Origin of the sequence: Microcoleus sp. MON1_C1, from assembly GCF_036701945.1 — a bacterium.
Taxonomy (GTDB): Bacteria; Cyanobacteriota; Cyanobacteriia; order Cyanobacteriales; family Microcoleaceae; genus Microcoleus.
This window is the reverse complement of the sequence record NZ_JAUBRO010000092.1, coordinates 1-11,963: the sequence shown is the minus strand read 5'-3', so window position 1 is coordinate 11,963 and position 11,963 is coordinate 1. Positions and strand designations below refer to the sequence as shown.

Genomic DNA, 11,963 nt, shown 5'->3' with positions numbered 1-11,963 from the left:
TCCCTTTCATTTATTATCAAACTTTCCTATTTTACCAGAGAAATCCATATTTACATCTCAAATGGAATTGCTATATTGACAAAAATGGCAAAAAAATCTATCCTAAAATAGTTGCTTCAACTGCAACCGTACGGCGAGCAACAAAACAAATTCGCGCCTTATTTGGTCGCACCGAAGTCGATGTTTTTCCGCCTCCTGGCCCAGACCGACGCGATTCATTCTTCGCCAAAACTGTCCCCGCTACGGAGCAAAACCCCCGCACTTATATCGGCATTGCCGCTCAAGGTCGCAGCTTAAAAGTCATCTTGCTGCGAACTTATTTAGCTGTATTAGGGGCGGCTCAAAAACATTGGGATGCCAACGGCGGCGCGAGGAATAAAAATAATCCTTCTGACTCTTACATGACCTTATTGGGCTATTTTAACTCCCTGCGAGAACTGGGGGGAAGTCGGCGCATCGTTGAAGATGAAGTCAAATCTAGATTGTTAGGGTATAGCCAGAGAAAACGGGAAAATGAGCAGTCAGGATGTTTCGCTAACCGCCAAATTAACGATGAACCTTTAGAATTAACTTCTCGCGTTAGCACTAGCCAAGTTTCGGAAGCAAAGCGCTGTTTAGCCTTAGCTTTTTCAGACGCACACCGGGTGGACGCTGCACTAGCAACTAATATGATTTCTGTGGGCTTAGATATAACTCGCCTCGGGTTAATGGTCGTATTAGGACAGCCAAAAACAGCCGCCGAGTACATTCAAGCAACCTCGCGAGTAGGGCGAGACGAACAGCGACCGGGATTAGTGGTAACATTATTAAATGTACACAGACCGCGAGATCGCTCTCACTACGAACGTTTCGGCGCGTAGCACAACACTTTTTACCGGGCAGTCGAAGCAACCAGCGTTACGCCTTTTTCCCCTCGTGCCATTGACCGGGGGATTGCTGCTATTACCGTTGCTTTAGCGCGTCTAGGTAATTCAGAAATGACCGCACCTTTAAATGCAATTAAAATTACAGAACAGCGCTCTAACTTAGATTTTGTTGCGGATATCATTGCCCAGCGTTCTGAAATCCACGACCAAGACCGAGACGCCGAAGAAACAGAAGAATTGCGTCTAAAACTAAAAAATCGAGTCAAAGATTTGCTGGACACTTGGCAACAAATTGCTGCGGAAAAAGACAGTTTGCAATATCAGCAAGAAGTCGGACGTGCATCCCCTTTATTATTTGACCCCCTTGACCCCGACTTGCAGAGGCAACCGCAACCCGCTAAAAAATTTAAAGCGCAGCGCAGTTTGAGAGATGTGGAACCTGTTGTCAATTTGTGGGTGAGAAATCCAGATGGGATCGAAATTGATGAGGAAGATTAACTCGCGCAGGATACCTCGCAAAGAAAGATGATTTAATTGCAAGCAAATTTCTCTCTGGCACACCCTACAAATAAACTCAGTAGGGTGCATCATAAACAAATATTATTTACCGAGTCTCCAAAAAATCCTGACATACGCTACCAACTACAAACTAACTAAAATCAATATGAAAATCCCATCAGGACAAATTCGCCAAAGTCAAATTTTAACCACCTTCGGGCCGGGGGCAATGGTCGATTTGCCCAACTATTCGATTATTATTGGCGGGTTAAACCAGTGGCGGGGCGATAAATCGCGCATCCACGAAGACCGCCTGGAAGAGCGAGTTGCCGAAATTCTCGGCCTGGGCCGCGTTGCCCTGTACGCTCCCCCTGTAGATGAACAAAACCCCAGCGGCTCTCGCACAGGTATCACCGCATTTACATTTCCCACTTGGTTTGTAGCACAAGATGATAGCACTTGGAAAGCTCCCAACGGCAAAGAATACCGCACTAGACCTTTAATTCGTTGGGGAAGTTTAGTTAAGGGAAAATATCTTAATGCTGAGAAGAAGAAAAAGCCTGTTGTTCCGGTGCGCTTTGTGCAAGCTTGCGCCAACGGACATATCAGCCATATCAATTGGAATGCTTTTGCCCACCACAATTTGGACGCTCCATGCCGAGGGCAATTGTGGCTCGATGAAAGCGGTTCTGGCAATGATTTTGCTGAAATCTTCGTCCGGTGCGAAGCTTGCAAAGCCCGTCGCCCCCTTTCTGATGCCACTCTCCCGTATTCTAAAGTGCTCGGCAAGTGCTTGGGAGAGCGCCCTTGGCTCGGCCCGGTTGCAAAAGAACCTTGCCTTTCTAAAGAGGGCGATCGCTCCTTGTATAATCGACTGTTAGTGCGATCGGCGAGTAATGCTTATTTTGCTCAAGTGCTTAGCGTGATTTCTCTACCGGACACCGACGCCAAACTCAGGGAAGCTGTAAATCAAGTTTATGAAGATTTCCTGCAATATGCAGAAGACTTAAATGATATCAGAAAAGAGCGAAAAAAACAAAAAGTTTTTAATGCTTTAGCAGGTTTAAGCAACGAAGCGGTTTGGGCAGAAATACAGCGAAGAAAGGCAGGATTTTCTAATATAAAAAAGAGCATTAAGCAAGTGGAGATTGAAACTTTACTTGCTAGCCCTGATGAAGTCGGGGAAGATGTGTCCGAAGGAGATTTTTACGCCCGCGCTCGCAAGTTAGAGGGGCTAAATCCTCTCGCAACAGCTCGCATTGAACGCATTATTCTAGTGCATCGGCTCCGAGAAGTCGTGGCACAAGTCGGATTTACTCGTTTTGAAGCAGCTATGCCGGATATTGAGGGTGAATTAGATATTAACGTGCGACGGGCAGCTCTTGACATCGATCCGACGTGGGTACCGGCGATTGAAAATAGGGGTGAAGGAGTATTTATCGCCTTTAAAAAACAGGCAATTGACCAATGGCTGAAGCAAAAAGCTGTTCGAGAAAGAGGGGAAGAGTTGGATAGAGGTTTCCAGAAATGGTGTAACACTAGAGGGATTCCGCAGGACAAAGCCAAGTTTCCGGGATTGCCTTATATTATGTTGCACTCCCTCTCTCACTTATTAATTACTGCTGTTTCTCTGGAATGTGGCTACGCGGCTAGTGCGATCCGGGAACGCATTTATGCTGGGGATTCAGGCTACGGTATTTTGCTCTATACCGGCACCTCTGGTAATGATGGAACTTTGGGGGGACTGGTGCAAATTGGCAAGCGCATTGAATTACTGTTAATCAGCGCATTGGAGTTAGGAAGGCTTTGCTCTAACGACCCTGTGTGTGCTCAACACGGGCCGGAAAATGATGCCGAAGACCGTTTCTTACATGGGGCTGCTTGTCATGGGTGTTTGCTGATTGCTGAGACTTCTTGCGAGCGGCGCAACGATTTTCTCGATCGGGCTTTGGTCGTAAACACAGTTAGTGGTAACAGTGCTGCTTTTTTCCCCGATGAATTGTGACCTCTAAGGGGGTACAGCCGAGATACCTGCATTCCGAGGACGTGATATTAAGAAACGTAACAAATAAGTCGCGACTTTGCTTTCGAGGAAGTTTGCAAGCACAAAAGCATCCTAAATTAGCTGACTATTCAACCAAGTTTGAGAAGGCAGAGTATGACTAATACTCTGCCTTCGTACAGACCCAAAAAGCGGAAATCTTTTACTGCTAAATATTTCAGGCTTTGTTACTTCAAGTCATTTTGTCTTATATTTACAAAACTTTACGTCATGTCCTATTTTGCCCGTATCTCGGCTATACCCCTTCACGCTCCTGAATGTGATTGGACAGAAAACGAATGACCCAATAGAAGATGGTAAACATTCGCCAGATCGCTATCCACCGCGATCACCATTATGCAGTGCTTCATCGAGTCAGAAAGCGGAGCGCAACCGAGGGTTGTCCTTCTGGGCTCATTTGTTGATTGGATTCCATGTAGCGATAGGCTTCGACGATTGGCTCAAGCAGGAACGTGCGCTCAACAACAGGTTTAAATTATCCCTCTTGAATTCCTGCCTCGATGTACTGTAACCCCCGCTCCAACCGTTTTGGATTACCTAAGCTGAACCAGATTTTCTTCAGTCAAAGTGTGATTGATGGAAACAGCAGCGAGCGTCCCACTCGCGACTGCTACGGCGATCTGTGAATAAGGGCTAGACACATCGCCCACTGCATAGGCTCCAGGAATCGAGGTTTGCTTACTCTCATCCACTTGTACGATGTCATCGCTGCCAAGTTGACAACCTAACTTTGCGGCTAGATGGCTGTGCTGATACGATCGAGGGCGCAGCAATATACCGCGACGGGGCAGCACTTTATTGTTCGTAAAAACGATACCTGTTAGTTTGTCGTCTTGATATTCGAGTCGAGCAATTTTTTCTTCGCGTAGCTGAACCCCCCAATTTGATAACTGCTGTCGTTGTTCATCAGTTAATTCGGCAGAACCATCTGAACACAACACTAAATCGCGGCTCCAGCCGGTCAGCATGAATGTCATTTCAAGTCCTACCTGACCTCTGCCATAAATCGCTAAAGGTTGATCTCGCACTTCCCAACCATGACAGTAAGGACAGTGGAAAATGCTGCTACCCCAGAGTTTTGCGAATCCATCAATTGCCGGAAGTGAATCTTTCATACCCGTGGCTAACAGTAGTTTGCGACCGACAAATTGGTTGCCATCACTCAGAGTCACTTGAAAGCGATCGCCCAATTTTTGAGCATCAACCACTTCACCCACCTGAGTTTCAACACCATCATAAGAACGCAATTGCTCTCGTCCAATTTGCAGCAGTTGTGCAGGTGAAATTCCATCTCTAGACAAGAAACCATGAGCAGCATGAGCAACTTGATTGCGTGGCTTTCCAGCATCGCAGACCAAGACCCGTTTGCAGGCTCGTCCGAGCATCAAAGCAGCAGTCAAACCTGCTGGGCCACCACCGACGATGATGACATCAAAAACATCAGTCCGTGAGTTAACGTTCATAGCCTGTTCTAATGTTGTTGGCATTGAGTTAGCAGTAAGAAAAAATTGAAACCTACCATCGAGTGAGTTAGGCGATCGCAACCGCAGGGAGCCAACGCTACAGAAGTCAATCAGCGTGGAACCAATCGTCATGCCTTCAGTTGCGACACCATAACAACACGGTTTTTAGCCTGAAATACCCCCCAGCATGGCAATCAATCCGCAGGCCGCAACTACTGTGAGCGCGCCCCACTTAAACGGCGGGTTTCTATCTAGCCAATCCGTGAAGCTGGGTACACTTAACTTGCCAAAGTCGCCCTCTACGGTGTCGTAACCAGAGATTGGGGCATATAGGTTATCCGGTGCATCTGCCGATTTTGGCTCACCTGTCAGTTGAGCGGTAAAGCCAACCTGGAGAAATAAGCGATCGACAATCAACGGGGCAATGCGTTGCAGCATCTCTAATACTCGCCCCATATCACCCACAACAAAGTCACGCGTAGGGTGCTGGGCCACATATAAAATGGCATCGGCAACGGTGCTGGGTTTGTTGTAAGGCGGTAATCCAGCCGGCGCTACTCCCATTTTCGTCCGAATTTTGTTGAAAATGGGGGTATTTGTGATGGCCGGCATCACATTCGTGACGCTAATCGGCTGTTTCTGGTACTGCAATTCAATTCTCATGGAATCTAAAAAGCCTGCTACGCCGTGCTTGGAAGCTGCATAGGGACTTTGTAATGGAAACGGAACTCTTGCTGCTAATGAGGAAACATGAATGAGTGCGCCACCTCCCTCTTTTTTGAGGTGCGGTAGAGCCACCATTGCGCCATACGCCTGTCCATTCAGGTTGACATCAATGACTCTTCTAAATTCTTCCGGTGTGATTTGGTCAAACGGTGCAACGATGCTGGTTCCAGAGATATGCACCCAGGTATCGAGTCGTCCGTAAACTGCAACTGTTTGATCGGCGATCGCTTTCACCTGTTCAAATTCGCTGACATCGGCAATGACGGCGATCGCTTCTCCACCCAACTGTTTGATCTCCTCCACCAACGTTGCCAACCCAGACTCGCTACGAGCAGCAACAACAACCTTTGCCCCTTTTTTGGCAAACCGCAGGGCTGTCTCTCTGCCAATTCCACTAGAAGCGCCAACGATGGCGACTACTTGCTGACTGATCGGCTTTAATTTCATGGGTTCTACTCCTAAAATTGAATTTCTTTGAATACAGTCCACAATGCTTGCAGCGAATAATTGCCAATGCTTACACCGGGGTTCATCCCTCTGAGAAAGATGTCTCACAGCAACGTCTAGTGTCAGTCCTTGAGGAACGATAGAAGGTCTTTGTTGAGTTGTTCCTTGTGCGTATCGGTTAAACCCTGGGGTGAGCCTGGATACACTTTTAGGATGGAATGCTTCACTGCGACTGTCGCTAGCGAGAGGGTCTGATGTTGGCGGTTTCAGGGTTTTCGTCAACGGATTTGGCGGCAACTGCTCCACGCCTCCTCGACGAGATAGTAGCCCTGATTTTGATTGTCTCGATCAGCTCGCTGTGAATCCGCCATCTACGACCAGAGGTTGGCCAGTAATGTAGCTGGCAGCATCAGAGCAGAGAAAAACCACGGCTTGAGCGATTTCTTCTGCCTGACCCATGCGTCCCATTGGCACCATAGACGCTAAACCATCTGCCGTGCTGCCCAACTTGTCAGTGAAGCGATCCGTCATCTCAGTCGCAATTAAGCCAGGATTAATCGCATTGATCCGAATACCCTGTTTGGCATAGTCAAGCGCTGCCCCTCGTGTCAGCCCCATGACCGTATGTTTACTCGCGCTGTAAATAGATACCCCTGGAAACGAAACTAAACCTCCGACTGAGGAGTTGTTGACAATCACTCCAGATCCTTGAGACAGCATTTGCCCAATCTCATGTTTCATACACAAAAAGAGTCCCCGCACGTTGATTGCCATGAGTTTGTCAAAGTCTTCGATTAATTGTTCATGCAGGGGTTTTGGAGGTAGATCAATCCCTGCATTATTGAAGGCACAATCGAGGCGTCCGTAAGTCTCAATTGTCTTCTGTACTAACGCTTTGACATCTTCCTCACTCGATACATCTGAATGTACAAATAAACATTCAGCGCCAGCATGACGAATCATTGCAGCGGTTGCCTCTCCTTCTGTGTCGCGTCTGCCTGAAAAAACAACTTTTGCACCTGCGGTTCCCAGTGCGAGAGCAGTCGCTTTACCGATTCCTGACGTGGCTCCAGTGACTAAAGCGACTTTGTTCTCAAGTGTGATCATTCTTACCTCTGTTTTAAAGTTGATACGAGTGCAGATTAAACATTCCAGTTTCTCGTGGCGATCGCTGAATCTCTTTGTTGAATACAATCCACAATGCTTGCGGCGAATAATTGCTAATGCTTACACCGGGGTTCATCCCTCTGAGAAAGATGTCTCACAGCAACGTCTAGTGTCAGTCCTTGAGGAACGATAGAAGGTCGCTGTTGAGTTGTTCCTTGTGCGTATCTGTTAAACCGTGAGGTGCGCCGGGATAGATTTTCAGAGTGACATTCTTCACCAGTTTGGCGGCGGTGATCGCGGCGGCACCGATTGGCACGATCTGATCATCATCGCCATGAATGATCAGCGTTGGCACGTCGAACTTTTTGAGATCACCAGTGAAATCCGTCTTAGAAAATGCCTTGATGCAGTCGAAGGCGTTCTTGTGTCCTGCCTGCATTCCTTGGAACCAGAACCAGTCACTCATGCCCTGCGAAACGTTAGCACCCGGACGGTTGAAGCCGAAGAAGGGGCCGCTAGCGAGATCCTTATAGAGCTGCGATCTGTCAGCCAGGGAGCCGGCGCGAAGCCCATCGAATACCTCGATCGGCAGTCCGTCAGGATTATTCTCTGTCTTCAGCATCAGCGGCCCAACAGCGGAGATCAGTGCGGCTTTTGCAACTCGCGCTGTGCCGTGGCGACCGATATAGCGGGCAACTTCACCGCCGCCTGTAGAGAAACCAATTAAGGTAGCTCCGCTCAGGTCTAGCGTTTCAATCAGTGTCGCGAGATCATCAGCATAGGTATCCATCTCGTTTCCGTTCCAGGGTTGGCTCGATCTCCCGTGTCCACGACGGTCATGAGCGATCGCCCGAAATCCGTGGTCTGCTAGAAACAGCATTTGGGCTTCCCAACTATCAGAATTCAGAGGCCAACCGTGGCTGAAGACAACGGGTTGTCCTGTACCCCAATCTTTGTAGTAAATCTGTGTGCCATCTTGCGTTGTGATTGTACTCATGGAATTCCTCCTCAATCGCTATGGGTTGGGTTCAAGGGAACGAAGGCGCTGACTTGACATTTACCTTGTTGTTCTCATTCTTCAACAGACATTCCATTTAGCCCACGCAAGTTCCTTGAGTTAAACTGCAACTTATTGTGAAGCGTGGTATTCTTCAGGAAAAAAGACCCTGATTCCGTGGCTGTCTCTTATATTTAGTGGTTTCAAAGAATTATCGACCCGACATCGGATGCCCTTCTGGTTGGTTTTGCCAGTCGTGATCGCGCAAATAAGATTCAAAGTCCGTCGGTGCAGGAAAATCATGTTTCAACTGTTCTAAATCCGCTGCGTAGCCGACGTTCTCAAACCAGCGATACATGATAGTCAATTCCTCTCCAATTTGCTGCTCAAACGCTTCAAACGGAATTTGTTGGTATTCGACAGTTTTTCCTAAAACACGACTGAACGCAGCAGCGATTTCCGGCATGGTCATGTCCACACTGGCAAGTTCAATTTCGCGGTTCATGAAGTCTGCGGGGCGATCGAATACATCAGCGACCATCTCCCCATAATCTTCTTCAGAAAGCTGCTGCAACTTCGTCTCAGGACTCAATGGCTGAAAGAGCGTTCCAGTCTCAAGCATCGGGCGCATCATGTTGTAGTTGTAGAAGAAGAAAACGGGTCGCAGGATTGTGTAGGGCAACTCGCTCGCTCGGATATATTCTTCGACTTGAAATTTGCTGTCGAAATGGGGAACACCTGTGTTGCGTTCGGCGCTACCCACCGAACTGTAGACGAAGTGCTGGATGCCCGCCAATGAAGCCGCGGCTGCAACCGCTTTGCCCTGACGGATTTCGGTGTCTAATCCATCTTGAAAGATCTGTAGCGAAAAAACACCGTAGGCACCTTGCAAAGCGCGATCAATGGAAGCGCGATCGTTGAGATCTCCGATTACGAGTTCTGCGCCTGCTTGTTGGAGGGCAACAGATGCAGGCTTGTTTGGGTCACGCACCAAGGCGCGAACCTTGAAATTGCCGCGTTGCAAAAGATGACGGGCGATCGCGCTTCCCTGATTGCCTGTAGCGCCGGTGACTAAGATAAGTCGTTCTGCGTTGATTGACTGTGGCATGGGATTTCTCCTGAATTGGTATGGGTTGGGTTCAAGGCGAAGGAAGGCGTTGACTCGACATTTCCCTCGTTGTTCTCATTCTTCAACAGGCATTTCATTTAGACCACGCAAGTTCATTGAGTTAAGCTGCAACTTATCGTGAAGCGTGGTATTTTTCAGGAAAAAAGACCTTGATTAAGTGGTTTGCAATTCCCACAAAAGGATGAAGCCCGTTATAAAAAAGATTCGCTTTGCCCTTTTCCTCAACCCCCACCCCACCGGAAAACTTCGAGTTACCCTTTCAGGAGCGGATCAAATTTATCGAAGCCGCTCCAATCGAGCCTAGTATAAAGAGAAAAGAGAGAGGAATTAGACTCAGTGGAATTCCTTTGGGAAGACCGCCAATAACTGTTAGTTAGGAAAAAAAATACAAGCTGTAGAAGATGAGAGAGTTCCCATCACAGAGCGATACCTTCGGTGAGCTTCGCTAACGCAGAAGTTTTCGGTCTACTGACATTAACCCTATTTTTCAAACGGTCGATGGCTCAAGAACACACGCTTCGATCCGTCTGAGCACCTCCATCTCCGTGTTGTGGCTGGCGAACTCCAGCCCAAGCTCCTTCGCCCGCTCACTATACACAGGGTTATCGAGAACTTCTCTCGCCGCTGCACGTAAGCCCTCTGCCGTTGCCTGACTGGTTCTCAGGTCGATTCCAACACCAGCCCACTGTATATGCGCCGATATCTCCCCCTTGTCCTCCGTCATCCCTGCCGAGACTATCGGAATCCCATGCGCGAGCGCCAGATTTACCGTGCCATATCCTCCGTTCGTCAGCAGCAGATCTACACTCGGCAGAATCAATTCGTAAGGCAGAAACGGCGCGACATGGGCATTTGCCGGAATCTCGGTAAGAATCGACTCGATCGGTTGTCCTCCCGTGGTTGCCAGAACGATCACGTCTTCTTCCTTCGCGAGGCCAGTCAACGTCGGACCAATGAGTTGCCCAAGGTTTCGGTTCGTGAGCGTTCCCTGAGTCACAAGAACCACGCGCTTTGTCCGATCGAGTTCATGCCACCACGTTGGCAGCGCAGGCTGTCCTGGGGGCATCGGTAGAAGACCGATATAGTGCACATGCGACGAGGAGGACGAATCATCCGAATACTGAAAACTCTCGATTCCCGGTTGCAGATAAAGATCGGGCAGCACAGACATACTTTCTAGGGGGGAACACGGTAGCGGACCGCAGCCAAGTTCGGCTAGTACACTTGGGCGGGAATAGAGCTACCATTTATAAGATGTAGAAGGTAGAACAGATCGATGCCCAGACTAGCCCCAAAGCCCTTGGAATTGGCAGCTCCAGAACGAGAGCAACTGTGGCAGATTGTCAACCGTCATCGGACTCCCCAGCAAATTGCCTTAAGAGCCAGGATTATTCTGTTAGCAGACGAAGGATACAACCATCGAGAAATCGCTCGTGCCCTCAACATCAGTCGAGAGATGGCTTCGTTGTGGCGTAATCGTTGGTTAGAGTTGAGTGTCAAGAATCTGGAAGTAGTGCAGCGATTAGCCGATGCCGAGAGACTCGGAGGTCCAATGACCTTCAGCTTAGAACAGATTCTTCAATTATTTGCGCTCGCTTGTGAGAAACCGGAAATCTTTGGGCGACCGCTGAGTCATTGGAGTGCGCGAGAGCTAGCAGATGAAGCGCTCAAACAAGGCATAGTCACCAGCATCTCCCCTCGCCATGTTGGGAGATTGATGGCAGAAGCCGATTTAAAACCGCACCAGTCACAATACTGGTTGAATCCCCCCCCGACCCACAGTTTGATGAAAAAATCAAAGACATCTGTGAGGTCTACCTGAGTGCAATAGAGCGTGCCGAGCGGGGAGAGCGGACGATTTCGATGGATGAGATGACAGGAATTCAAGCCATCGAGCGCAAGTCTTCCGACCGTGGGATGCGTCCGGGCAAACGGGAGTGGCGAGAATTTGAGTATATTCGCCACGGCACCCAAACATTAATCGCGAGTTTTGATGTTGCTCAAGGTCAGGTGGTCGCTGCGACCATTGGCGATACCCGAACTGAATTGGACTATCTGAGCCACGTCGAACACCTGATGGCTAGTGACCCTGATGCTGTCAAATGGCATCTGGTGATGGATTGTTTGAACACTCATCAATCGGAATCCTTGGTTCGGTTTGTGGCAAAATTTGAAGGGCTTGAGGTTCCTCTCGGGGTGAAAGGGATATCGGGTATTCTTAAATCGATGCCAACTCGATCCGATTTCTTGCGTAACCTCACTCATAAAATCGTGTTTCACTTCACCCCCAAGCATTGTTCTTGGCTCAATCAGATTGAGATTTGGTTCAGTATTTTGGTTCGTAAGTTACTCAGGCGAGCCAATTTCATCAGTAAAGCTCAACTCAAAACCCGTCTCCTTGAATTCATCGATTACTTCAATTGCACAATGGCTAAACCCTTCAAATGGACTTATTCGGGCAAAGCATTGAAGCAATAATCAATGGTAGGTTAACTCCCGCCTACCTCTACTAGGGCCTTATCTACCCCAGCCTTGGCTGGCTTATGAAACACACGCTCTCGTTTCTCCTGTTTTGCAAGCAGCTCTTTCTCTTGGAGTTTAGACTAAGCACAAATTTACTCAGCGTTAGCTGAGTAGAAATTCTGGTGAATTTAGAGAGAGCTTCCTA

Annotated in this window: 11 protein-coding genes; 5 read left to right on the top strand and 6 right to left on the bottom strand. The window is 48.4% G+C overall.

Translation table 11 applies throughout. From position 1 onward, the window contains the following. The 3 genes from QUA62_RS28270 to QUA62_RS28260 all read left to right on the top strand — a co-directional run. On the top strand, positions 1-860 hold an 860-nt coding region (locus QUA62_RS28270; protein WP_333408132.1), incomplete at its 5' end, for a helicase-related protein. 117 nt (positions 861-977) lie between these two features. Beyond that, positions 978-1,364, top strand: a complete 387-nt coding sequence (locus QUA62_RS28265; protein WP_333408131.1) for a hypothetical protein — start codon at positions 978-980, stop codon at positions 1,362-1,364. A gap of 166 nt (positions 1,365-1,530) precedes the next feature. Beyond that, positions 1,531-3,369 (top strand): DUF1998 domain-containing protein, encoded by a 1,839-nt coding sequence (locus QUA62_RS28260; protein ID WP_333408130.1) that lies wholly within the window; start codon positions 1,531-1,533, stop codon positions 3,367-3,369. A gap of 590 nt (positions 3,370-3,959) precedes the next feature. On the opposite strand, the gene QUA62_RS28255 is transcribed toward QUA62_RS28260, so the two are convergent. From QUA62_RS28255 to QUA62_RS28230, 6 genes are all read right to left on the bottom strand, one after another. Continuing rightward, positions 3,960-5,021, bottom strand: coding sequence for an NAD(P)/FAD-dependent oxidoreductase (locus QUA62_RS28255; RefSeq protein WP_333408129.1), 1,062 nt, complete (start codon positions 5,019-5,021; stop codon positions 3,960-3,962). A gap of 33 nt (positions 5,022-5,054) precedes the next feature. Next, a complete protein-coding gene (locus tag QUA62_RS28250) occupies positions 5,055-6,062 on the bottom strand; it encodes an SDR family oxidoreductase (protein WP_333408128.1) in 1,008 nt (335 codons plus the stop codon). A gap of 348 nt (positions 6,063-6,410) precedes the next feature. Next, on the bottom strand, positions 6,411-7,256 hold the full coding sequence (locus tag QUA62_RS28245) for an SDR family oxidoreductase (RefSeq protein ID WP_333408127.1): 846 nt from the start codon (positions 7,254-7,256) through the stop codon (positions 6,411-6,413). Between the two features lie 85 nt (positions 7,257-7,341). Beyond that, the gene (locus QUA62_RS28240) at positions 7,342-8,166 is read right to left on the bottom strand and encodes an alpha/beta hydrolase (RefSeq protein ID WP_333408126.1); all 825 of its coding nucleotides are present in this window, start codon (positions 8,164-8,166) and stop codon (positions 7,342-7,344) included. A 211-nt stretch (positions 8,167-8,377) separates the two neighbouring features. Continuing rightward, a complete protein-coding gene (locus tag QUA62_RS28235; RefSeq protein WP_333408125.1) occupies positions 8,378-9,274 on the bottom strand; it encodes an NmrA/HSCARG family protein in 897 nt (298 codons plus the stop codon). A gap of 508 nt (positions 9,275-9,782) precedes the next feature. After that, the gene (locus QUA62_RS28230) at positions 9,783-10,466 is read right to left on the bottom strand and encodes a nucleotide disphospho-sugar-binding domain-containing protein (protein ID WP_333408124.1); all 684 of its coding nucleotides are present in this window, start codon (positions 10,464-10,466) and stop codon (positions 9,783-9,785) included. 105 nt (positions 10,467-10,571) lie between these two features. On the opposite strand from QUA62_RS28230, the gene QUA62_RS28225 reads away from it, so the two are divergent. Both QUA62_RS28225 and QUA62_RS28220 read left to right on the top strand, forming a co-directional pair. Beyond that, positions 10,572-11,117 (top strand): helix-turn-helix domain-containing protein, encoded by a 546-nt coding sequence (locus QUA62_RS28225; RefSeq protein ID WP_333408123.1) that lies wholly within the window; start codon positions 10,572-10,574, stop codon positions 11,115-11,117. A gap of 41 nt (positions 11,118-11,158) precedes the next feature. After that, entirely contained in the window at positions 11,159-11,773 is a 615-nt protein-coding gene (locus QUA62_RS28220; RefSeq protein ID WP_333408122.1) for a transposase, read from the top strand. Positions 11,774-11,963 lie beyond the last annotated feature (190 nt).